This is a genomic window from Alicyclobacillus macrosporangiidus CPP55 (genome assembly GCF_000702485.1).
In the GTDB taxonomy this organism is placed as follows: Bacteria; Bacillota; Bacilli; order Alicyclobacillales; family Alicyclobacillaceae; genus Alicyclobacillus_H; species Alicyclobacillus_H macrosporangiidus_B.
On record NZ_JNIL01000001.1, the window covers coordinates 658,973 to 682,218 of the forward strand.

The following is a 23,246-nucleotide window of genomic DNA, read 5'->3' on the forward strand; positions in this document are numbered from 1 at the left end:
CGCCAAGGGCGGCCTCCACAGCTGCGTACGAGACCGCGGGCAACTCGCCCCGCCCCGCTGGGGCGATGGCGCTTCCCGTGTTTATCAAGGCCATGGTACCGCTCGATCCATGGCCATCACGTCGTGGGAACTGTAACCGAGCCGGTTCAATATGCGGCGGAACGGCTCCGGCAAGGGGGCGTGCAACATCCGCCCATCCGCCAACTGGAGCCAAGCAGCGTGCAACCATTGATGCGGTTCCCGGTCCACATCACGGGTGGAAGCTGCCGGACGACCGGAAACAGGCTTGGCGCCCCCGTATTTGACGTCTCCCCACAGCGGATACCCCAGGTGTGCGAAGTGAGCCCGAATCTGGTGGGTCCGCCCGGTGACAAGCTCCACGCACACCACGCTGGTCTGACGGGCCTGTGCCAACCGCCGAAACCGCGTCACGGCGTCCTTTCCCTGCTCCGGGAATCGTTCAATCACAAGGGTGCGATTCCGTCGCTCCTCCCGTTGCAGTCGGGCCTCCACCTCTCCCGCTGGAGGAACAACTCCGCGCACGATGGCCACATACCATTTGCGAATTCGGTGCTCCTGCAGGTCTGCGGCAATCTTTCGCGCCGCCTCCCCGTTTTTTGCGAAGAGCACCAAACCGCTCGTGTTGCGGTCCAGCCGATGTGCGGGAGCCGGGACAAACCGTTTGGAATCGAGATCGCCCCGCGAGTACAGATGCGCCGCCACGCGATTGGCCAGGGTGTCCTTGTGTTCCCCGGGCGCCCCGTGGGTCAACAGCCCTGCCGGCTTGTTGACCGCGATCAGGTCCTCATCCTCGTACACAATGTCGATGTCGGTGGGAACGCCCTGGTACTTCCGCACGGGCTTGCTCACCTGTGAGAAGTCCTCCTCCGCCATGTACAGGCGGATCACATCGCCCTCTTCGAGGACATCGTCCGGCTTCACGCGCTGCCCATTTCGCTTCACCCGCCCTGTCCGGATCATCTTGTGGATGCCGGACAGGGGGACACCGGGCAACAATTGCCGCATCCACCGGTAGACCTTCTTGCCGGCCTCCATCGGCCCGACCTCGATCTCGACCATCGTCGCGCCCCCTGTGCCGCGCTGCGTTGTGTCACGGAAAATCCATCTCCATCCTGGCTCCGTCCCAACTGTGACCAGGCGATGCTCTGGGACTAGGCGATGCTCTCGAGACGGGCCAGATGGGCCAACCGTCGCCCATTGTAAACCAAAGACTGCGCAATTTCGAATCGGATCCACGTTCGGCGCGTGGTTGCGACTGGCTTGTGAGGGGCCGGCGGTCAGGCGTGGGAGCCGGCGGTGCGAGAGGCGATGATACGGGGGCCGGCAGTGCGAGGGGCGATGGTGCGTGGGGCGATGGTGCCTGAGGCGATGGTGCATGGGGCGGTGATGCGTGTGGGCCGGACACTGGCATAAAAACACTTATGACCGTATCCTGTTCGGGAGCCAGCACGACAGTGGACGTTTCGAACTTAACTCGGACCCCAGCCAACGCATAAGATGGTTTCGTTGCGTTATCCGCTCCATCCCCACTCCCCGTCCGCCCGCTTACATGCAAAACAGTCACTATCGCAACCCAGAGGTCTGAGGATAAATACAAAACCGTTGGTATTCATTCCAGCTTCGCGAGCCATAAGTGCAATTCGTTTGTTACAGCTCACCGAATGGGCGGTCTCGGCGCCACGTTCAACCCAATCACCACCCAATCACCACCCATTCACCACCCATTTGCCCCCCATTTACACCCCATTCATCCCCAATTCCCACCCATTCTCCCCCGCTGAGCCGTCCCGCCCGACATCGCACCCGTCGAAGCCTCACGTGAACACAAACCGGCCGCCATCCGCGGCGTCCCAGGGAGCATCCAGTTGCGACCACGCTCCGCCCGACAAGCCCATGACAAGCCTACGCCTGCCGCACACCACACAGCAAAAGGCCCGGCCTGCACCTTCCGTGCATGCCGGGCCTTCTCTCTCGCCTGGCGGCGTCCTACTTTCCCAGGGGCTCCCGCCCCGAGTATCATCGGCGCTGGAGGGCTTAACGGTCGTGTTCGGGATGGGTACGCGTGTTTCCCCTCCGCTATGACCACCAGACTTCAGGGTGTCTTTGCACCCTCGAAACCAGATACCGAGTTTCCCTGCTTCTGGTGAAGCCCTCGACCGATTCGTATCCGTCTGCTCCACGTGTCACCACGCTTCCACACCGGACCGATCTACCTCGTCTTCTTCAAGGGGTCTTACTCCCTTTCGGGATGGGATACGTTATCTTGAGGCTGGCTTCGCGCTTAGATGCTTTCAGCGCTTATCCTTCCCCGACTTGGCTACCCAGCGGTGCTCCTGGCGGAACAACTGGGACACCAGCGGTCGGTTCGTCCCGGTCCTCTCGTACTAAGGACGACCCCTCTCACGTATCCTGCGCCCGCGGCAGATAGGGACCGAACTGTCTCACGACGTTCTGAACCCAGCTCGCGTACCGCTTTAATGGGCGAACAGCCCAACCCTTGGGACCGACTTCAGCCCCAGGATGCGATGAGCCGACATCGAGGTGCCAAACCTCCCCGTCGATGTGGACTCTTGGGGGAGATCAGCCTGTTATCCCCGGGGTAGCTTTTATCCGTTGAGCGATGGCCCTTCCACTCAGAACCACCGGGTCACTAAGCCCGACTTTCGTCCCTGCTCGACCTGTCCGTCTCGCAGTCAAGCTCCCTTCTGCCTTTACACTCTCCGCGCGATTTCCATCCGCGCTGAGGGAACCTTTGGGCGCCTCCGTTACCCTTTAGGAGGCGACCGCCCCAGTCAAACTGCCCGCCTGACACTGTCCCCATACCGGCTCCACGGTATTAGGTTAGAAAACAGGTATCTCAAGGGTGGTATCCCAACGCCGGCTCCATGCAGGCTGGCGCCCACACTTCTGTGCCTCCCACCTATCCTGTACATGACATACCCATCTCCAATATCAAGCTGCAGTAAAGCTCCACGGGGTCTTTCCGTCTAGCCGCGGGTAACCTGCATCTTCACAGGTATTACAATTTCACCGGGTCTCTCGTTGAGACAGCGCCCAAGTCGTTACGCCATTCGTGCGGGTCGGAACTTACCCGACAAGGAATTTCGCTACCTTAGGACCGTTATAGTTACGGCCGCCGTTTACTGGGGCTTCAATTCGGACCTTCGGGATCTCTCCCTAAGCCCTCCTCTTAACCTTCCAGCACCGGGCAGGCGTCAGCCCCTATACGTCGCCTTTCGGCTTCGCAGAGACCTGTGTTTTTGCTAAACAGTCGCTTGGGCCTTTTCACTGCGGCTCTGCTCTCACAGAGCGCCCCTTCTCCCGAAGTTACGGGGCCATTTTGCCGAGTTCCTTAACGAGAGTTCTCCCGCGCGCCTCCGTGTTCTCCACGCGCCCACCTGTGTCGGTTTCCGGTACGGGCACCTTGTCACTCGCTAGAGGCTTTTCTCGGCAGTGTGACTCCCAGGGCTTCGGTACTTTCCTTCCCTCCCCATCACAGCTCACGGTTACCAGTGTGCGGATTTGCCTGCACACCCCGCTCGCTGCTTGGACGGCCTCTTCCATCCGGCCGCTCCCCTGAGCCTCCTGCGTCACCCCTTCGCTCAAGCGTGCCAAGGTGGTACTGGAATTTCCACCAGTTCTCCTTCGACTACGCCTTTCGGCCTCGCCTTAGGTCCCGACTTACCCTGGGCGGACGATCCTTCCCCAGGAACCCTTGGGCTTTCGGCGGACAGGATTCTCACCTGTCTTTTCGCTACTTATACCGGCATTCTCTCTTCCGCTCGCTCCAGCTCGCCTCACAGCTCACCTTCCCCGCAAGCGGAACGCTCCCCTACCATACGTCTCCGTATCCAAAGCTTCGGTGGCCAGTTTAGCCCCGTTACATTTTCCGCGCAGCGACACTCGACCAGTGAGCTATTACGCACTCTTTAAATGATGGCTGCTTCTAAGCCAACATCCTGGTTGTCTGTGCACCGCCACATCGTTCCCCACTCAACTGGCACTTCGGGACCTTAGCTGTTGGTCTGGGCTGTTCCCCTCTCGACCACGGATCTTAGCACTCGTAGTCTGACTGCCAAGCACCCACGAAGCGGCATTCGGAGTTTGACTGAGCTTGGTAACCCTGGCCGGGCCCCGCACCCAATCAGTGCTCTACCTCCGCCTCTGTCCACTTGACGCTAGCCCTAAAGCTATTTCGGGGAGAACCAGCTATCTCCGAGTTCGATTGGAATTTCTCCCCTACCCCCAGCTCATCCCCCGGCTTTTCAACGCCGGTGGGTTCGGGCCTCCATGCGGTGTTACCCGCACTTCACCCTGGCCAGGGGTAGATCACCCGGTTTCGGGTCCATGTCAGCGGACTATCCGCCCTTATCAGACTCGCTTTCGCTTCGGCTCCGGCTTTTCGCCTTAACCTCGCCCGCTAACATCACTCGCCGGTTCATTCTACAAAAGGCACGCCGTCACACGCCAACGCGTGCTCCGACTGATTGTAGGCACACGGTTTCAGGTTCTCTTTCACTCCGCTCCCGCGGTACTTTTCACCTTTCCCTCACGGTACTCTCCACTATCGGTCGCCAGGGAGTATTTAGCCTTGGAAGGTGGTCCTCCCAGATTCCCACGGGGTTCCTCGTGTCCCGCGGTACTTGGGGTCATACTCCGGAGCTGCATCGGTTTCGCCTACGGGGTTCTCACCCTCTACGACCGGCCTTCCCATGCCGTTCGGCTACCCATGCAGTTTCTCACTCCGTCAAGCCGTTGCAGCGGCTTGCCTGTATGCCCCGCTACCCCAACGCGGCAACGGCTGCAACCTCTCACACCGCGCTGGTTTGGGCTCCTCCGCGTTCGCTCGCCACTACTTGCGGAATCACGCTTGTTTTCTTCTCCTCGGGGTACTGAGATGTTTCAGTTCCCCCGGTTGCCCCCTTGCACCTATGCATTCAGTGCAAGGTACCGGCCCATGACGGCCGGTGGGTTCCCCCATTCGGACATCCACGGATCGACGCTCGCTTACAGCTCCCCGTGGCGTTTCGGCGTTCGCCCCGTCCTTCATCGGCTCCTGGCGCCTAGGCATCCACCGTGCGCCCTTCCTATCTTCACCTGTCGCAGGTCACCCCTGACGTTTCCACGTCAGAAGCTTCTCTCGGTATCCAGTTTCCAAGGTACATCGAGAAAGCTACCCCCATGGTCTCCCCCACGGGTCTCGCCCCCTCAAAACCGAACACGCCTGAGAGCTCCTTGCTCCGTAGAAAGGAGGTGATCCAGCCGCACCTTCCGATACGGCTACCTTGTTACGACTTCACCCCAATCATCAGCCCCACCTTCGGCGGCTGGCTCCCTCTTGCGAGGGTTACCTCACCGACTTCGGGTGTTGCCGACTCTCGTGGTGTGACGGGCGGTGTGTACAAGGCCCGGGAACGTATTCACCGCGGCATGCTGATCCGCGATTACTAGCAATTCCGGCTTCATGCAGGCGAGTTGCAGCCTGCAATCCGAACTGGGGGCGGCTTTCAGGGTTTTGCTCCGCCTCGCGGCCTCGCTTCCCGTTGTACCGCCCATTGTAGCACGTGTGTAGCCCAGGACATAAAGGGCATGATGATTTGACGTCATCCCCACCTTCCTCCGACTTACGCCGGCAGTCACCTGTGAGTCCCCGCCTTTACGCGCTGGTAACACAGGTCAAGGGTTGCGCTCGTTGCGGGACTTAACCCAACATCTCACGACACGAGCTGACGACAACCATGCACCACCTGTCTCCCCTGCCCCGAAGGGAGGCGCTATCTCTAGCGCTGTCAGGGGGATGTCAAGCCCTGGTAAGGTTCTTCGCGTTGCTTCGAATTAAACCACATGCTCCACTGCTTGTGCGGGCCCCCGTCAATTCCTTTGAGTTTCAGTCTTGCGACCGTACTCCCCAGGCGGAGTGCTTATTGGGTTTCCTTCGGCACTGAAGGGTAACCCCCCCAACACCTAGCACTCATCGTTTACGGCGTGGACTACCAGGGTATCTAATCCTGTTTGCTCCCCACGCTTTCGTGCCTCAGCGTCAGTCACTGTCCAGCAAGGCGCCTTCGCCACTGGTATTCCTCCACATATCTACGCATTTCACCGCTACACGTGGAATTCCCCTTGCCTCTCCAGCACTCAAGTCAAACAGTTTCCAAGGCCACCCCGAGGTTGAGCCTCGGTCTTTCACCCCGGACTTGCTTGACCGCCTACGCACGCTTTACGCCCAGTGATTCCGGACAACGCTCGCCCCCTACGTATTACCGCGGCTGCTGGCACGTAGTTTGCCGGGGCTTCCTCTCCCGGTACCGTCTCCCCTGCGGCTTTCCACTCCGCAGGTCGCTCTTCCCGGGTGACTGAGCTTTACAACCCGAAGGCCTTCTTCGCTCACGCGGCGTTGCTCCGTCAGGCTTGCGCCCATTGCGGAAGATTCCCTACTGCTGCCTCCCGTAGGAGTCTGGGCCGTGTCTCAGTCCCAGTGTGGCCGGTCACCCTCTCAGGTCGGCTACGCATCGTCGCCTTGGTGGGCCGTTACCCCGCCAACTAGCTAATGCGCCGCGGGCTCCTCTGTCAGCAGCGCAGTTGCGCCTTTCCCAACAGGCAGATGCCTGCCCATTGCTCTATCCGGCATTAGCACCCGTTTCCAGGCGTTATTCCGGTCTGACAGGCAGATTGCCCACGTGTTACTCACCCGTCCGCCGCTGGCTCCAAGGGGCAAGCCCCTTGAAACCCGCTCGACTTGCATGTATTAGGCACGCCGCCAGCGTTCGTCCTGAGCCAGGATCAAACTCTCAAACCTATCCTGTGATTCTCGCCGAATCACTTCGTACGTTCGCTCTCATGGCGTGTTCAGTTTTCAAGGAACCAGTCGCTTTCTCACTTCGCCGCTCTCAGCGGCGCCATCCATCTTACCACACCGCATCCTCGATGGGAAGTGGGGGGTTTTGGAGGACCTCCGCTTGGGCAGCCTTCTCTGGAAGGCTTCCACTCGCATGATCCCCTCTGGATGGTTCCGCCGTACGGCACCCGATCGCCTGACCGGCGCCGTGGCCGTCGCAGCCATGCCGCCAGCAACGGTGCCGACGCCACAGCCGTCGCAGCAGCGACATTGCCGAATATAGCACGGATCGGCGTAGAGATCAAATAGTAAATCCATCCAACCCACAGTTTCGCATGCTGCTTAACGCCAGCCTGCAAATGAGCCCTGAACGGTGTTTCACATCCGCTCCGCACGATGCTGAGGCTCCAGGACGTCGATCCCGCTGAAATCCCCCTGCTCCCAGCGCGCAATCCAACGCCGATCCGCATCCGTCAACGGGTATCTACGGAGCAAGTCGGGCCGTCGCGCCCAGGTGCGGTACAGGGCGTGTACGTGGCGCCATTCTGCGATCTTTTGATGGTGCCCGGACAGCAACGTCGGCGGGACCGCCCACTCCCGATACACGGCCGGACGCGTATACTGCGGATACTCCAACAATCCTGAGGAAAACGACTCGTCATGCGCGGACGCCTGATTGCCGAGCACACCCGGCAGCAGGCGCGCCACTGCGTCCAAAATCGCCATGGCCGCGATCTCTCCCCCAGTCAGGACGAAATCGCCCAAGGAGACCTCGTCGGTGACCAGGTGCTCGCGGACGCGTTCATCGAAACCCTCGTAATGGCCGCACAAGACCATGAACTCCTGTTCCTGTGCCAACTCCTGGACCAGGTCTTGTGTCAACACCCGCCCCTGCGGCGACATCAGGAGGACACGCGGACACCCCCCCGGCATGCGCGAACGGACCGCCTCCACCGCATCGAACAGCGGACCCGGTTTGAGCAGCATGCCCGCCCCGCCACCAAACGGATAATCGTCCACGGTACGGTGCCGGTCCGTGGCGAAGTCGCGAAAATTCACCAATTCCACCACCAACTCCCCTTGCTCGACGGCGCGCTTCAGGATGCTCGCACCCAACACACCGGCGAACATCTCCGGAAACAGCGTCAACACGGCCACTCGCAGCATCAGCGTTCCTCCACATCCAGCGGGGTTCCACCCGCTGCCTGTCCATCCCGCGCATCCAACTGCTCGACGGCCGCTTCGGAAGCCGCCTCCCAGTCTTCCTCTTCCTCGTCCTCGTCCAACAGGCCCGGAAGCAGATGAACCGTCATGCGTTTGGCCGCGAGATCGACGTCCAACACACAATCCGGGATCGCAGGCAAGAGCACGTCATTCTTCTGCAGCGGTCCGCGGACCACGTACACGTCGTTCGCGCCCGGGCGCAGCACCTCGACCAACCGTCCCACCCGCCGGCCGTCGTCCGCGACCACGTCGAGGCCGATCAACTGGTGAATGTAGTACGTCCCCTCGGGGAGTGTCTGCAGTTGTGACTCATGGACACACAGTTCCATGCCTTTGAAGCGCTCGACATCGTTGATGGACAGCATGCCTTGAAACGCCACCAGCCACCACTGTTTGTGCTGCCGGCCGGACCGCACCGTGACCTCCGTCACCGGCGTCCCCCCCGGCTGCCGGATGTACAGGCGCGACCCTCTCCGAAATCTCAGTTCCGGAAAATCTGTCCGGGATACGACCTTCACCTCACCTCGAAGCCCGTGCGTGCCTGTGATCGCACCCACCGTGTAGTAGGCATCCGCCACCGAAATCCCTCCGTTCGCGCAAACAGGGCCGGCGTCCACGCTCCCGTGGCTCCCGGCCCCATGCCACATTCCAACTCAGGCAAATCGTGCAACAGAGACAGATCGCGCACCACAAATTCACGGGTGTCATCGCCGAGCGGACGCCGCACGTCACCGTGCAACCATCCATACACGGGCAACCCCGTCCCGCCGCGACAGCGACTCAGTCGCGCACCGGTTCGCCGCCTCGGCGAATTTCGTGCACAATCCCGTCCTTAATGATGATCTCCGCGCCGCGGAGGATCTTGCTCCAATCATCCCCTACATGCACGTCGACGGTCGTCTCCACACTCATATTTTGAATTTCCGTTCCGAGCTCCATCTGCTGAATTTGCTGGATCTGCTGGATCAACTGCTCGCGCTGCTGGACACGGGTGTTGCGCTCCTGTTCGATCCGCTGGCGGACCTGCTGCGCCACATCGCCACCCTGGGCCATCGCCTGTTCCAAAAGCTGCCGGCCCTGTTGCTCCAACTGCTCCAATTCTGCGGTGAGCCGTTCGACCTGGCGCCGCTGCTCGTTCAGGATCTGCTGCTTCGTGGTCTCTGTCAAGATGAACTTGACCGCGACCGGTTGCCGAATCGTGATCACAGCCCGTCCTCCTCCACCGCGCGTCGCCGAACCTGAGGGCTCCGGAAGGATGCGCCCGCAAATCGCAGTCCCCGGTGACGGAAAGCCTCACCGGCCGAGCACGATCGCGCTCCGCGCCTCTCCCGGCGCCCCCCCGCCTTCAGGCGTCGATGTCGACCACGACCTGCTGATTCTCCCGATGCGCCGCCGCGTTTACGACGCTGCGGATGGCCTTCGCAATCCGCCCGTGGCGGCCGATGACCTTCCCCGTGTCACTCGGGTGAACCGACACCCGGTAGACCCAGGTCTCTCCGCGGCGCTCCTCCGTGACCACCACGGCGTCTGGCTGAGAAACCAGCGATTTGGCCAGGTACTCCACCAATTCCTTCATCCGACGGCCCCCTGTGCGCGGGCGGTTCGGCACCCCCGCAGAATCACTTCTTGCTGAACCTCAGTTCGTGGAATTGCTTCAAAATTCCTGCCTGCCGGAAGAGATGCCGCACCGTGTCCGTCGGCTGGGCTCCCGTCTGGAGCCAGTGCAGTGCCCGCTCGGCGTTGATCTGGATCGCCGCCGGATCCGTGAGCGGGTTGTAGGTCCCGATCTGCTCGATGAACCGGCCATCGCGCGGCGAACGCGAGTCCGCCACAACCACCCGGTAGAACGGCGCCTTCTTCGCGCCCATCCGCTTCAATCGAATCTTCACTGCCATCGACCTATCCCTCCATGCTGTACGTCTTTTGTCGATCGCGCTGCCACCGCGATCCCGCGCAGCCTAACGCCGCTTCTTCTTCTTGTGGTGCCGCCGTTCGCGGCCCAATCCCGGCCCCCGGACGCGCCCGGTATCTGGCCCCCGGCGAGCCCGCCGAGATCGCCCAGGTCGCCCATCGACTTCAGCGCATTCAAGGCGCCCCGGCGCCCGAATCGCTTCCCGAGGCCCGCGAAGCGCTTCATCATCTCCCGCGCCTGCTCGAACTGGTTGAGCACCTGGTTGACTTCCCGCACCGTCACGCCGCTGCCCATCGCCACCCTGCGGCGGCGGCTGGCGTTCATGATGGACGGGTCCTGGCGCTCTTCCTTGGTCATGGAGGAGATGATGGCGTCGATCCGCTGCAGCCGGCGCTCGTCCACCTGCAGGTTCTCAATCCCCTTGATCTTGTTGACGCCGGGAAGCATCTTCAAGATCTGGTCCATGGGTCCGAGTTTGCGCACCTGCTGCAACTGCTCGCGAAAGTCGTCCAGGGTGAACTGCGCCGTCCGAAGCTTGTGCTCCATCTCCTGGGCCTTTTCCAGGTCGATGGCCTCCTGCGCCCGCTCGATCAGGCTCAGGACGTCCCCCATGCCGAGGATGCGGGAAGCCAATCGATCTGGATGGAACGGTTCGAGCGGTTCAATCTTCTCCCCGAGGCCCACAAACTTGATGGGGCATCCCGTCGCCGCGCGGACCGTCAGCGCCGCCCCGCCGCGGGTATCGCCATCCAGCTTGGTGAGGATCACGCCCGTCAAGCCCAGATGCTGGTGGAACGACTCCGCCACCGTGACGGCGTCCTGCCCCGTCATCGCGTCGACGACGAGGAGCACTTCGTCCGGCTGCAGCGCGTCCCGCATCCGCCGCAGTTCGTCCATCAACGGCTCGTCGATGTGCAGGCGGCCCGCGGTGTCGATGATCACCACGTCGGCCCCCTGGCGGATGGCCTCCTCTCGCCCGCGGCGGGCGATATCGACCGGATCCGCCTGGTTCCCCATCTGGAAGACCGGGATATCAATCTGTTTCCCGAGCACCTCCAACTGGTGGATGGCCGCCGGGCGGTACACATCAGCCGCCACCAGGAGCGGTCGGTGTTGATGGCGGCGAAAGGAGAGCGCCAGCTTGGCCGCGGTCGTCGTCTTCCCCGCGCCCTGGAGGCCGACCAGCATCACCACCGTCGGCGGTTTGGCCGCCATGCGCAGCCGTTCCTGGCTGCCGCCCATCAGCTCCGTCAGTTCTTCGTAGACAATCTTGACGACCTGCTGGCCGGGCGTGAGGCTCTTCTGCACCTCCTGCCCTACTGCGCGTTCACGGACGCGATCGACAAACTGCTTGACCACCTTGACGTTGACGTCCGCCGCGAGCAGCGCCAGCCGCACCTCGCGCATCGCAGTCTGCACGTCTTCCTCCGTCAGCTTGCCCTTGGATCGCAGCTTGCCAAGCGCCTTCTGCAGGCTGCTCGAGATGCCTTCCAGCATGGCCTCACCCCTCTTCCCACGGCGTCCGCAGAACGGCCGCCAACTCGCGCAGCCAGCCGGCGAACCGGTCCCGCTCAGACTCCGGCAGACAGGCGGCCACTCGGGGCCAGGCCGCCAACATCCGGCGTAACACCGCCGCTCCAGCGGCCATCGAGAGCACCGCCTCGTACGCCTCCAGCTGCTCCTCCGCACGCCGCAGGTTGTCGTGAACCGCCTGCCGGCTGACGCCGAAATGCTCAGCGATCTCCGCCAACGACCAGTCGTCGAAGTAGTGCAGCTCCACCATCTGCCGCTGTCGTTCGGTCAACAGCTGGCCATAGCAGTCGTAGAGATGGCCCACCCGCGTGACCTTCTCCATGATACGGGCGTCGTCCGACATTGTCAAGGAATTCTCCTTTACAGGCGAATCGAGTCAGGGCCGGCAGATTCCCGCCGCGAAGGATGCGGCGTCGAAGGGTTCCAGATCGTCGACACCCTCGCCGAGCCCGACCCATTTGACTGGAATGCCCTCCTCGCGCACAATCGGCACCAGCACGCCGCCCTTCGCGGTTCCGTCCAGCTTGGTGACGACCAAGCCCGTCACGGACACCACTTCCTTGAACGCCTTCGCCTGGGCCAGTGCGTTCTGGCCAGTGGTGCCGTCGACCACCAGAAGCACCTCGTGCGGCGCACCCGGCAGTTCTCGGCCGATGACCTTGTTGATCTTCGCCAACTCCGCCATCAGATTGGCCTTGTTATGCAAGCGGCCCGCCGTGTCGCAGATGACGATGTCCGCTTTTCGGGCCTTGGCCGCCGCGATCGCGTCGTACACCACGGCCGCCGGATCGGCGCCTTGGCTGTGGCGCACCACATCGCAACCTGCGCGCCTGCCCCACTCCACCAATTGCTCGATGGCCGCGGCCCGAAAGGTGTCCGCCGCAGCCAGGATCACCTTCTGGCCTTCCTTCCCGTAGCGCGCCGCCAACTTGCCGATGGTGGTGGTCTTTCCGACTCCGTTGACGCCCACCACCAGGTAGAGCGTCGGCCCCGTCTCCGCGGAGCGCATCCGCGCGTCGTTGTCCGCGAACGCCTCTTCCATCGCCCGCTGTAAAAGAACCGGCAAGCCCGCGGGATCAGACAGCTTTTCCTGGCGCGCCAGCTGCCGGACGCGTTCGACCATCCACAGCGAGGTGTCGACCCCCATGTCCGCCGCAATCAAAGCTTCTTCCATCTCTTCATACAACGACTCGTCCAGCTTGCGCCCCTGGAAGACGCCCGTCAGCCGCCCCCAAACGGCCTCCCGGCTCTTCTCCAACCCGCGCCGGAACTTGTCGAACAATCCCATTCGCGTCGCTCCCTTCCACGCCAGCCCCGCGTCGACCGCGCGGCCGGGCCGCCCGCCGTGCCCGCGGATCGGTGCCACGGTTCGGCCACGCCATCGATCCGGGCCCACTCAGGCGCTCTCGAACTCCGGTTCGTCCTCGCCCAGCCGTACGCCTATGAGGGACGATACGCCTGACTCCTGCATCGTCACTCCGTAAAGGACATCTGCTTCCTCCATCGTGCCGCGCCGGTGGGTGATCACGATAAATTGCGTCTCATCCGAGAACCGCCGCAGCTGCTGGGCAAAGCGGCTGACGTTCGCTTCGTCCAGAGCAGCCTCGACCTCGTCCAGCACACAGAATGGTACCGGCCGCACCTTGAGGATGGCGAACAACAGCGCCATCGCCGTCAACGCCCGCTCGCCGCCCGAGAGCAGGTTGAGATTCTGCAGCTTTTTCCCCGGCGGCTGCGCGATGACCTCAATCCCCGTGGTCAGCGGCTGGTCCGGTTCCGTGAGCGTGAGATCGGCCCGTCCCCCGTCAAACAGCTGCCGGAAGGACACCTGGAACTCCGCCCGGATCTGCTCGAATGTCTGCTGGAAACGCCGGGCCATCTCCTCGTCCATTTCGGCGATCACGCGGTTCAAGTTGGCCCGGGCCTGCTCCAGATCGTTGCGCTCGTCCGTGAGAAACTGCAATCGCTGGCTGAGCCGTTCCCACTCCTCGATCGCCCCGGTGCGCACCGTGCCGAGATCGGCCATGGCCCGGCGCAGCCGGTCGGCTTCCCGTCTGGCCGCCTCCAGGTCCTCCGGCGGCGGATGGTGCCCGCGCGCCCACTCGTAGGTCATCTGATACGCCTCTCCGAGCCTGCGCAGGGCGTGATTGAGCTCAAGATCCGCCCGCTCTGCCTGTACCTCCGCCCGGTGCAGGCGCTCGTCCAATTCCGCCAGGGCTCGCTGTGCCTCGCGGAGCCTGCGCTCGCCTTCGGCCATCTCCGCCTCGAGGCCGCTGCGAGACTGCCGGACCTGCTCGAGCTGGGCTTCCAGGTCCACCACCTGGCCGGACAATGCGGCCAGGCGCTCGGACGCTTCGGCAATCGCCTCCTCGGCCTGTCGGGCGGCGTCTGCCTGGACGGCGATATCTTTCTCCAGCAGGGTGCACCGGGACGCCAATCGGCGCATCCGGTCGTCCAGATCCCGGATCTGGTGCGACAGCGCCTCTTCCTCCTGCTCCAGCCGGGCCACCTGGACCCGCAGGGCGGTCACCGTCTCCTGCCGGGCTGACGCTTCCGCGTCCCAGGCGGCCAATCGGGCGCGCGCATCGGCCAGCATGGTTTCCAGTTTCCCAATCTCCGCCTCGGCGAGCACCAGGCGTTGTGCGGCTTCCTCAGCCCGCGCGTGCCACGCGTCCTGTCCCTGCTGCAGCTGATCCGCATCCCAGCGCACGCTGTCCAGACGCTCCTGCACAGACTGCCGCCGGGTTCTCGCCTCCTGGGCCGCCGCCTCCGCTGCGGCCAGCGCGGTTTTGGACTCTTCCAAACGCTCCCACGCCGTCTGCTGCTGCCTTCCCAGCGCCGAGATCCGTTCCCGAACCGCAGCTTGCTCGGCCGCCAACTGCGCTTCCGCCTCCCGGCACGCCTCCAGTTGGCGTTCCACCTCTCGGCGCTCCCGGCTGCGGCCCAACAGTCCCGGCCCGCGCCTGTGGTGGCTTCCCCCCGTCATGGCGCCGCCGGGACTGACCACGTCTCCTTCCCGGGTGACGATGCGCACCCGGTAGTCCAACCGGCGCGCCAACTCATTGGCGTCCACGAGTCGCTCCGCAACCACCACGTTGCCGAGCAGGTGCTCCACCACCCCGCGATGCTCCGGCCGGCAGCGAACCAGGTCGCTGGCCACGCCGACGAACCCCGGGGTGCTGCGCACCCGCTCCAGGTCCTGCGCGGACAGGCGGCGCGGTTTGATCACCGAGATCGGCAAAAAGGTCGCACGTCCTGCTTGCCGGCGCTTCAGCAGGTCGATGGCCGCCCGGGCGTCCGCCTCCGTCTCGACCACGATATTCTGCAGTGCGCCGCCGAGCGCCACCTCCACGGCCGTCTCGTGTTCCTTGTCTACCTCCACCAGCGTCGCCAGGGCGCCGTGCACGCCTTGCAGGCGCTGCTTGGCGGACGCCTGCAGCACCGTCTTGACTCCGAGCGCGTATCCGTCGTATCCCTCTTCCAGTTCGCGCAACAGATCGTGGCGGGAGGAGAGCGACGCCATCCGGGCCTTCAACTCGTTCAGCCGGGCCGCCAGCGCCGCGTCCTCTTGCCCAAGTGCCTGCACCTGCCGGCCCAATTCGTCCAGTTCGGCCTCTGCAGAGCGCATCCGTGCTTGTTGTTCCCCCGCGGCTTCCAACCACCGGGCCTCTTCGGCGGCGTATCGCTCGGCCTCCTCCCCGAGGCGCTGGAGATCCGCGTCGAGACGTTCACGACGGCGGTCTTCCTGAGCGATGGATTCCTCCGCCAGTTTGCGCTCGTTGCGCAGCGAGGCCGCCTGGTGATGCGCCTCGATGAGGTCCGCGTTCAGGCGGGAGATGTCGTCTTCCAGGCGTTGGCGAGTGGCGGGATCGATGGAACCCATGGCCACCTCCAGCTCTGCCGCCTGGACCTCTCGTTGCGCCCGGACCTCCGCACGGCGGACATCGACCTGCTCCCGCTGCCGCCTCAGTTCCTCCCATTCGACCGCCACCTGTTGCCGCTGCGCCTCCCGATCGGCCATGACAGCCTGGGCGTTCGCCAACCGTTCCCGCGCCAGGGCGAGATCCCCTTCGCTGCGTTGGCGCGCCTGAAGGTCTTCCATCAGCCGCTTTTGCAGCGTGTCCGCGGCGACCGCAGCCTGTTCGAATCGCCGACGCACTTCCTGGAACGCCGCATCCCGCTCGGCCACCGATTGAGCCTGCTGAAGGCGCAGGCGCGAGATGTCCTCCACGGTGGCCGAAGCCTCACGCCAACGGTGGTTCAGTTGGTCGATTTCCGCGACCAACAGCGCGATGTCGATCGCCTTCCATTCGGCCTCCAGCGCCTGGTACTGCCGGGCGCGCTCCGCCTCCGCCTGGAGGGGCCCCGCCTGCCGCTGAAGCTCCGAGAGGATGTCGTCGACGCGCACGATGTTCGCCGCCGTCTCCTCCAGCTTTCGTTCCGCCTCGCGTTTGCGGAACTTGAATTTCACGATGCCGGCCGCGTCCTCGAACGGGCCCCGGCGATCCTCGGGGCGGGTGGAGAGCATCTCCTCGATGCGCCCCTGGCCAATGATAGAATACGACTCCCGCCCCATGCCCGAGTCCATGAACAGTTCGGTGATGTCGCGCAAGCGGCACGGCTGCCGGTTGATCAGATACTCGCTCTCGCCCGAGCGGTACACCCGCCGAGTCACCGTCACCTCGTCGAACACCACCGGCAGATGGCGGTCCGTGTTGTCCAGCGTCAACGTGACCTCGCAAAAATTGATAGGCCGGCGCGTCTCGCTTCCGGCGAAGATCACGTCCTCCATCTTGCTGCCGCGCAGATTCTTTGCGCTCTGCTCGCCGAGCACCCAGCGGATCGCGTCGGCGATGTTGCTCTTGCCGCTTCCATTCGGCCCCACCACCGCGGTGATGCCAGGGGAGAAGTCGATCCCGGTCTTGTCTGCGAATGACTTGAACCCCACGACATCAATCCGCTTCAGGAACAACCGGATCCCTCCTCACCGGCAGTCGGCCCAATCGCTGCAGGGCCTCGCCAGCCGCGCGCTGCTCCGCCTCTTTCTTCGAGCGGCCGATGCCGTGGCCCATACACTCGTCGCCGACCCAGACTTGGACGACAAATTCCCGGGCGTGCGCCGGTCCGCGCTCTTCCACCGTTTCATAGCGAAGATCCCGGCCCAGATGTTGTTGCACCCACTCCTGCAGCGCCGTCTTGCAATCGAGCGCCGAGGAATAGTCGTGCACGTGCGGAAACATGTGACGGTGCGCGAACGCCTGCACCGCGGTCAGCCCCTGATCGAGGTACAGGGCCCCGATAAACGCCTCGAATACGTCGGCGAGCAGAGCCGGACGGTTTCGGCCGCCCGATCGTTCCTCCCCTTTGCCGAGCCGGATGTACTGTTCAAAACCCAATCCCCGCGCGAACCGGACGAGAGAGGATTCGCACACGATAGACGCCCGCAGGCGTGTCAATTCTCCCTCCGGCAGATCCGGTCGCGTGCGGTACAAATAGTCGCTGACGACCAGCTCCAGCACGGCATCGCCGAGGAATTCCAGCCGTTCATTGTCTTGCAGTGCAGGTCTGCGGTGCTCGTTCCGATAGGATGCGTGCGTGAATGCCTGCTTCAGCAGGGCGGGATTTGTAAATGTGATCTCGAGCGCGGACTGTAAATCGTCCCATCTGTTCCTCGCCAAGCGACCTCACCTCTATTTGGAAAAAGCCCCCGGCCCAAGCCGGGGGCTCGCAACCCTGCCATGGCGCCGTCACTCCGATTGATAACGGCTCAGCACGATGACGGCGTTGTGCCCGCCGAACCCGAACGAATTCGACAACGCGTAACGCACCTGCGCAGGACGCGCCACGTTCGGCACGTAGTCCAAGTCGCACTCCGGATCCGGAGTCTCGTAGTTGATCGTGGGGGGTAAGATCCCATCCTCGATGGTCTTGACCGTCGCCACCGCCTCGACGCCGCCCGCCGCACCGAGCAAGTGCCCGATCATCGACTTATTGGAGCTGACGGCGAGGCGCTTGGCGTGATCTCCAAACAAGCGCTTAATGGCCAAGGTCTCGTGAACGTCACCGACATCGGTGGAGGTGCCGTGCGCGTTGATGTAGTCCACGTCTTCCGGTTGGATGCCGGCGTCCCGCAGGGCGGCCGCCATCGCGCGGTACGCGCCGTCGCCCTCCGGGTGCGGAGCAGTAACGTGATAAGCGTCGCCCGACATCCCGTACCCGACAATTTCGGCGCGCACCCGAGCGCCGCGCTGCAACGCGTGCTCGAGCGACTCCAGTACCAAGATGCCCGCCCCTTCGCCCATGACGAAACCGTCACGGTCCTTATCGAACGGACGGCTCGCTTTCTCCGGCGCATCGTTGCGCGTGGACAACGCTTTCGCGTTGCAGAAGCCTGCCAGCGCCAGATCGACGATGGCCGCCTCGCTGCCTCCCGCAATCATCACGTCCGCGTCGCCGCGTTCGATGATCTTGAACGCGTCACCGATGGCGTGGGTCCCGGTCGCGCACGCCGTCACGGCCGTCGAGTTCGGGCCCTTGGCCCCGAGCAGGATGGAGACCTGGCCGGACGCCATGTTGGCGATCATCATCGGGACGACGAACGGGCTCACCCGGCGCGGACCGCGGTCCAAGAGAGTACGGTAGTTCTCCAGCAGCGTATGGATGCCGCCGATGCCCGAACCGATGTACACGCCGACCCGTTCGGCGTTCTCCTCGTGGATCTCGAGCCCCGCGTCCGCCACCGCCTGCCGTGCGGCGGCGATGGCGAACTGCGTAAACCGGTCAAGCCGGCGCAACTCCTTCTTGTCGATATATTGTTCTGGATTGAAATCGCGAACCACGGCCGCGAACTTGGTTGGGTAGTCGGACACGTCGAACGCGTCGATCATCGACACCCCCGACCGTCCCTCCACCAGGTTGCGCCAAAACGTGGGGACGTCGTTGCCGATGGGTGTGACCACCCCGAGTCCTGTGATGACGACTCGCTGTTTCACCCTTGCACCCCCATCCGTACCCCGCGATATAACAAAGCCCCGGCAACCGCGCGGGACTCCGTTGCAAAACTGTCTGTGTCACGACTGATGCGACTCGATGTATGTAACCACATCGCCAACGGTCCGGATCTTCTCCGCGTCTTCATCGGAGATCTCCATGTCGAACTCATCTTCCAACTCCATGATCAGTTCGACGACGTCAAGGGAATCGGCACCCAGGTCGTCCTTAAACGTGGAGTCCGGGGTGACCTTGTCGTCCTCGACCCCGAGGCGCTCGACGATGATCTTCTTCACGCGTTCAAACGTGTCAGCCATGATCTCACCCCCTCCTGCGAACAAGCCCACACTCCCGAGTATACTACATGGCCATGCCGCCGTCGACATTCAGCACCTGCCCGGTGATGTACGCCGCGTCGGGCGACGCCAAGAAGGCGACCGCTTTGGCCACATGCACGGGTTGTCCCACGTGCCCGAGCGGGATTTGTTCCTTCATTTTGGCCACCCACTGCTCGCCGAGCTCCGCCGTCATGTCCGTCTCGATGAAGCCCGGCGCGACGGCGTTGACGGTGATGTTCCGCGGCGCCAATTCCCGGGCCGCCGCTTTCGTCAACCCAATCAGCCCCGCTTTCGCCGAGACGTAATTGGCCTGCCCCACGTTGCCGACGATCCCCACCACGGACGTGATGTTGATGATGCGCCCGGAGCGCTGTTTCATCATCGGCCGGGCCGCCGCGCGGATCAGGTGAAACGCGCCCTTGAGATTGGTGTCGAGGACCGCGTCCCACTCCTCGTCCTTCATCCGCAGGAGCAGCGTGTCGCGGGTGATGCCCGCGTTATTCACGACGACGTCCAACCGGCCAAAGGCAGCCAACGCTGATTCTACCAACCGCTCCGCGTCGGATGCAACACGTACATCCGCCTGTTCGACGATGGCGCGCCCGCCCTCCTGCTCAATCAACCGGGCGGTCTCCCGTGCCTCCTCGACGCGGCCGACGCAATTGACGACCACGCGGCCTCCGTTACGGCCCAGCTCGACGGCGATCGCCCGCCCGATGCCGCGCGAAGCGCCAGTGACGATGGATACCCTCTCCTGCACCCGTACACCTCCTCCGTCTGGCCCGCCCGGGGCGTCCGGCCCCTTCAGCCTCCACCCCGTCCCTCAGGCCTGAATCGCCGCGATGGTCTCGCGCAACGAAACTTCATCTTCTACATGAAAGGCCGGAATCCTGCGATCCACCTTGCGGATCAATCCGGAGAGCACCGTGCCGGGGCCAAATTCGATAAAGCCCTCGACGCCCATCTCCAGCATGGCGCGCACCTCGTCCTCCCACCGCACGGGCTGATACAGCTGAACCTCCAACGCCTGTCGGAGAGCCGCGACGTCCGTGCGTGCGACGGCGTCGACGTTCGCCATCACCGGGATGGCGCTCTCCTGCCATGTCACCTCGGCCAGCGCGCGCGCCAGGCGCTCAGCGGCCGGCTTCATGAGCGAGCTGTGGAAGGGACCGCTGACCTCCAATGGGATGACGCGCCGGGCCCCGCGCCCCTTGGCCAATTCGCCCGCTCGGGCCACCGCTGCCGCGGCGCCCGAGATGACAATCTGGCCGGGGCAGTTGAAGTTGGCCACCTCCACCGGCTCTCCCGGCGCCGACGCCTCGCGGCAGACCGCCTCCAGCTCGGCAGCATCCATGCCGAGCACCGCAGACATCGCCCCTTGGCCCGCCGGGACCGCCTCGTCCATCCAGCGGCCGCGCAGGTGCACCAGCCGAACCGCTTCCTCGAAGCGAAGGACCCCGGCCGCCACCAATGCCGAGTACTCACCCAGGCTGTGGCCGGCAGTGACCACGGGATCGATCCCGGTCAACTCCCGAAACACCCGGTGTGCCGCCGTACTGACGGTCAACAGCGCAGGCTGCGTGTGATAGGTCAGTTTCAGCTCCGCTTCGGGCCCCTCAAAACACAGGCGGCTGAGGGAAAAGCCAAGCACCCGGTCGGCCGTCTCCATCACCTCGCGCGCGGCCGGATACCGGTCGCACAATTCTTTGCCCATCCCCACGTACTGGGCCCCTTGGCCTGGAAACACAAACGCGAGTTTCACCAAATTCCCTCCTCGGCTCGGGATATCACAGCCGGACCGCCGTGGCTCCCCACGTCAAACCGCCGCCGAACCCGACCATCACAACCAGCTGCCCGGCTCGAGCGCGGCCGCTGCGCACCGCTTCATCCAACGCAATCGGGATGGAAGAGGCGGAGGTGTTCCCATACCGGTCGATGGTGACGACCACCTTCTCTTCCTCCAACCCGAATCGCTTTCGCGCCGCATCGATGATGCGGATGTTCGCCTGATGGGGCACCAACAGGTCGATGTCCTCCCGCGCCAAGCCCGCGGCCTCCAGCACCCGCTCCGTTGAAGAGGCCATGGCCTTGACGGCGAACTTGAACGTCTCCCGTCCCTCCATCTTGATGAAGTGCTGGCGCGCCGCCACCGATTCCGCGCTGGCCGGTTGGCGCGAGCCACCGGCCGGCAAGTAGAGAAACCGGCCGCCGCTGCCGTCGGAGCCGAGGTCGAAGGCGAGGAAGCCGCGGTCTTCCGGCACACGGCCAATCAACACCGCCCCCGCCCCGTCTCCGAACAGCACGCACGTGCTGCGGTCCTGGTAGTCCGTGATGCGAGACAGCAGGTCGGCGGCGCATACGAGTACATACCGCTGCATCCCGCTCTCGACCATGGCGACGGCATTGGCCAGCGCGTACAGAAACCCGGTACAAGCCGCCGACAGGTCGAAAGCCCCGGCATGGACCGCTCCGATGCGGTCCTGGATCAAGCTGGCCGTGGACGGAAACATCATGTCGGGGGTGACGGTCGCGCAGATCACCATCCCTACCTCTTCCGGCGCCACCCCGGCCGCGTCCAACGCCCGCTGGCAGGCCTGTAACCCGTAATCTGACGTCGCTTCCCCAGGTTCCGCGATGCGCCTCTCGCGAATACCCGTGCGCTCCACGATCCACGTATCGCTCGTGTCAACCATTTTCTCTAAATCCTGGTTTGTCAACACCCGCGAAGGCAGGGCTGAACCCGTGCCGAGAATCCCCGCTCGGTATGGTCGGTTCACTTGTCGCTCTCCTCCCGCGCCGGCTCAGCCCCATGGGCCAAGCCCTGCGCCATTTTCTGGACCATGTCCTGTTCGACAAAACGGACGGCCTGCCGCAGGGCGGAACGCCACGCCCGCGCGTCGCTGCTGCCATGCGCCTTGATGCAGCCGCCCGCGACGCCGAGAAAGGGAGCCCCGCCGTACTCCGCGTAGTCAAACCGGTTCCGCAGGCGGACGAGGGACGGTTTCAGGACGGCTCCGGCCAACTTTTGGGCAAGCCCCGCCGTCAATACCTCGCGGAGCGCGCCGAAGAGGCCAAGGCCCACTCCTTCGACCAGCTTCAACACGACATTGCCGACGAACCCGTCGCACACCACCACGTCTACGGCGCCGCTGAGCAATTCGCGAGCCTCGACGTTGCCCCTGAAGTTCAACCCCGACGCCGCCAATCGGCCATACGCCTCTTTGCAGAGCGCGTTTCCCTTGCCCGCCTCGGTACCCACGTTGAGCAGCCCCACCCTGGGTTGGGCGATCCCGAGCACATGCTGTGAATACAGGCTCGCCATCACCGCGAACTGCACCAGATTGTTGCTGTCAGCGTCCATGGTCGCGCCGGCGTCGACGAGCATCACGCCGTTTCCGGAAAACGTCGGGAGGACGGGCGCCAACGCCGGCCGGTGGATGCCCGGCAGACGGCCGACGACCAACAGTCCGGCGGCCACCAGTGCCCCGGTGCTGCCCGCCGACACCATCGCGTCCGCCTCTCCATCGCGAACCAGGCGCGCGGCGGTCACCAGCGATGAATCCGGTTTCCGCCGTACGGCGCGCGCCGGTTCCTCGTCCATGTCGATCACGATGTCGGTGTGCAGCACCGTCACCTGACGAGGCCATGGCCCGTCCGCGACGGCGCGTATCTTGCCTTCGTCTCCCACGAGGACGAACGAGACATCCGGCAGTTCGGATGCGGTCGCCAACACGCCCTGGACGGGCGCGGCCGGTGCCAGGTCGCCGCCCATGACGTCAATCGCGATTCTCACACGTCCACCCCTTCATCCCACGGCGCGCTTGCATCGATCCGCACCGCTTTGGCCCAGATCACGCCTTCCAACACCCGGTCTCCGCCTGCGTACGTGACCGCCTGGCACTTGCTCAAGCCCGCGCGCTGCGCCACGACGTCGACGCGGCTGTGCAGCCACTCACCCAACCGGACCGGACGGTGGAATCGCAACTCCGCCTTCGCGGTCACGACCACGTCCGCGTCGACCACCGCCGTGGCCAAGGAGTTGACTTGGGCAAACAGATGGTGCCCCCGCATGATGCCCGTCCGTGCGAACACATGCTCCCGTGACACCTGGAACACCGAGGTGGCGTACCGCCCCAACACGAGTTCCTGAATGTCGCCCACCACTTCCTGGCGTTCCAGTGAACGGAGCGCGTCCAATTGGCGGGTGGCCATCCGGCGTATGCGCTCGCGCACCTCCGGGATGTGCAACGCAGCGCGGTCCAACCGGATGGTGGCCACGCTGACCTGAAAATGTTCCGCCAGCTGCTCGTCCGTCGCAAACGGGTCTTCGCGGATCTTCTGCACCAACGCCGCCCGGCGTTCCGACTTCTTCAGCGTTCATCCCCCACCG

The 23,246-nt window shown here is 63.9% G+C and carries 17 protein-coding genes, 3 rRNA genes and 1 pseudogene; all 21 read right to left on the reverse strand.

What is annotated here, in order from left to right; genetic code table 11:
- Nucleotides 1-84 precede the first annotated feature (84 nt).
- The 21 genes and pseudogenes from N687_RS0103505 to fapR all read right to left on the reverse strand — a co-directional run bounded on the left by N687_RS0103505 (nucleotide 85) and on the right by fapR (nucleotide 23,230).
- A complete protein-coding gene (locus N687_RS0103505; RefSeq protein WP_029420537.1) occupies nucleotides 85-1,080 on the reverse strand; it encodes an RluA family pseudouridine synthase in 996 nt (331 codons plus the stop codon).
- 914 nt (nucleotides 1,081-1,994) lie between these two features.
- A 5S ribosomal RNA gene (gene rrf, locus N687_RS0103510) occupies nucleotides 1,995-2,111 on the reverse strand.
- Nucleotides 2,112-2,161: 50 nt separating this feature from the next.
- Nucleotides 2,162-5,119, reverse strand: a 23S ribosomal RNA gene (locus tag N687_RS0103515).
- Between the two features lie 148 nt (nucleotides 5,120-5,267).
- Nucleotides 5,268-6,820, reverse strand: a 16S ribosomal RNA gene (locus N687_RS0103520).
- The 16S, 23S and 5S rRNA genes sit together here, the layout of an rRNA operon.
- Before the next feature lie 417 nt (nucleotides 6,821-7,237).
- Nucleotides 7,238-8,023 carry a tRNA (guanosine(37)-N1)-methyltransferase TrmD gene (gene trmD / locus N687_RS0103525; RefSeq protein ID WP_197029354.1) on the reverse strand — a complete coding sequence of 262 codons (786 nt, stop codon included), beginning with the start codon at nucleotides 8,021-8,023 and terminating at the stop codon, nucleotides 7,238-7,240.
- 2 nt (nucleotides 8,024-8,025) lie between these two features.
- Entirely contained in the window at nucleotides 8,026-8,661 is a 636-nt protein-coding gene (rimM, locus tag N687_RS0103530; RefSeq protein ID WP_331280121.1) for a ribosome maturation factor RimM, read from the reverse strand.
- Nucleotides 8,662-8,863: 202 nt separating this feature from the next.
- On the reverse strand, nucleotides 8,864-9,289 hold the full coding sequence (locus N687_RS0103535; protein ID WP_231493386.1) for a YlqD family protein: 426 nt from the start codon (nucleotides 9,287-9,289) through the stop codon (nucleotides 8,864-8,866).
- 139 nt (nucleotides 9,290-9,428) lie between these two features.
- Complete coding sequence (locus N687_RS0103540; RefSeq protein WP_029420541.1) at nucleotides 9,429-9,659, reverse strand: KH domain-containing protein; 231 nt, start codon at nucleotides 9,657-9,659, stop codon at nucleotides 9,429-9,431.
- 43 nt (nucleotides 9,660-9,702) lie between these two features.
- Nucleotides 9,703-9,978 carry a 30S ribosomal protein S16 gene (rpsP, locus tag N687_RS0103545; RefSeq protein WP_029420542.1) on the reverse strand — a complete coding sequence of 92 codons (276 nt, stop codon included), beginning with the start codon at nucleotides 9,976-9,978 and terminating at the stop codon, nucleotides 9,703-9,705.
- Between the two features lie 215 nt (nucleotides 9,979-10,193).
- Nucleotides 10,194-11,492, reverse strand: a pseudogene (gene ffh / locus N687_RS0103550) (signal recognition particle protein); the annotation flags it as partial.
- A gap of 4 nt (nucleotides 11,493-11,496) precedes the next feature.
- A complete protein-coding gene (gene ylxM, locus N687_RS0103555; protein WP_231493577.1) occupies nucleotides 11,497-11,871 on the reverse strand; it encodes a YlxM family DNA-binding protein in 375 nt (124 codons plus the stop codon).
- A 33-nt stretch (nucleotides 11,872-11,904) separates the two neighbouring features.
- Entirely contained in the window at nucleotides 11,905-12,816 is a 912-nt protein-coding gene (gene ftsY / locus N687_RS0103560; protein WP_029420545.1) for a signal recognition particle-docking protein FtsY, read from the reverse strand.
- A 108-nt stretch (nucleotides 12,817-12,924) separates the two neighbouring features.
- Complete coding sequence (smc, locus tag N687_RS0103565; RefSeq protein ID WP_029420546.1) at nucleotides 12,925-16,500, reverse strand: chromosome segregation protein SMC; 3,576 nt, start codon at nucleotides 16,498-16,500, stop codon at nucleotides 12,925-12,927.
- Nucleotides 16,481-17,206 carry a ribonuclease III gene (gene rnc / locus N687_RS0103570; RefSeq protein ID WP_029420547.1) on the reverse strand — a complete coding sequence of 242 codons (726 nt, stop codon included), beginning with the start codon at nucleotides 17,204-17,206 and terminating at the stop codon, nucleotides 16,481-16,483. Before rnc ends, smc begins: the two co-directional genes overlap by 20 nt.
- A 69-nt stretch (nucleotides 17,207-17,275) precedes the next feature.
- A complete protein-coding gene (fabF, locus tag N687_RS0103575) occupies nucleotides 17,276-18,520 on the reverse strand; it encodes a beta-ketoacyl-ACP synthase II (protein WP_029420548.1) in 1,245 nt (414 codons plus the stop codon).
- A gap of 78 nt (nucleotides 18,521-18,598) precedes the next feature.
- Nucleotides 18,599-18,835 (reverse strand): acyl carrier protein, encoded by a 237-nt coding sequence (acpP, locus tag N687_RS0103580; protein WP_029420549.1) that lies wholly within the window; start codon nucleotides 18,833-18,835, stop codon nucleotides 18,599-18,601.
- 43 nt (nucleotides 18,836-18,878) lie between these two features.
- On the reverse strand, nucleotides 18,879-19,616 hold the full coding sequence (gene fabG, locus N687_RS0103585) for a 3-oxoacyl-[acyl-carrier-protein] reductase (protein WP_029420550.1): 738 nt from the start codon (nucleotides 19,614-19,616) through the stop codon (nucleotides 18,879-18,881).
- A 63-nt stretch (nucleotides 19,617-19,679) separates the two neighbouring features.
- Entirely contained in the window at nucleotides 19,680-20,621 is a 942-nt protein-coding gene (gene fabD / locus N687_RS0103590; RefSeq protein WP_029420551.1) for an ACP S-malonyltransferase, read from the reverse strand.
- A gap of 22 nt (nucleotides 20,622-20,643) precedes the next feature.
- Nucleotides 20,644-21,633: a beta-ketoacyl-ACP synthase III gene (locus N687_RS0103595; protein WP_029420552.1), complete on the reverse strand. Its 990-nt coding sequence runs from the start codon at nucleotides 21,631-21,633 to the stop codon at nucleotides 20,644-20,646.
- On the reverse strand, nucleotides 21,630-22,649 hold the full coding sequence (plsX, locus tag N687_RS0103600) for a phosphate acyltransferase PlsX (protein ID WP_029420553.1): 1,020 nt from the start codon (nucleotides 22,647-22,649) through the stop codon (nucleotides 21,630-21,632). Before plsX ends, N687_RS0103595 begins: the two co-directional genes overlap by 4 nt.
- Entirely contained in the window at nucleotides 22,646-23,230 is a 585-nt protein-coding gene (gene fapR, locus N687_RS0103605) for a transcription factor FapR (RefSeq protein ID WP_029420554.1), read from the reverse strand. The genes plsX and fapR overlap by 4 nt, the downstream gene beginning before the upstream one ends.
- Nucleotides 23,231-23,246 lie beyond the last annotated feature (16 nt).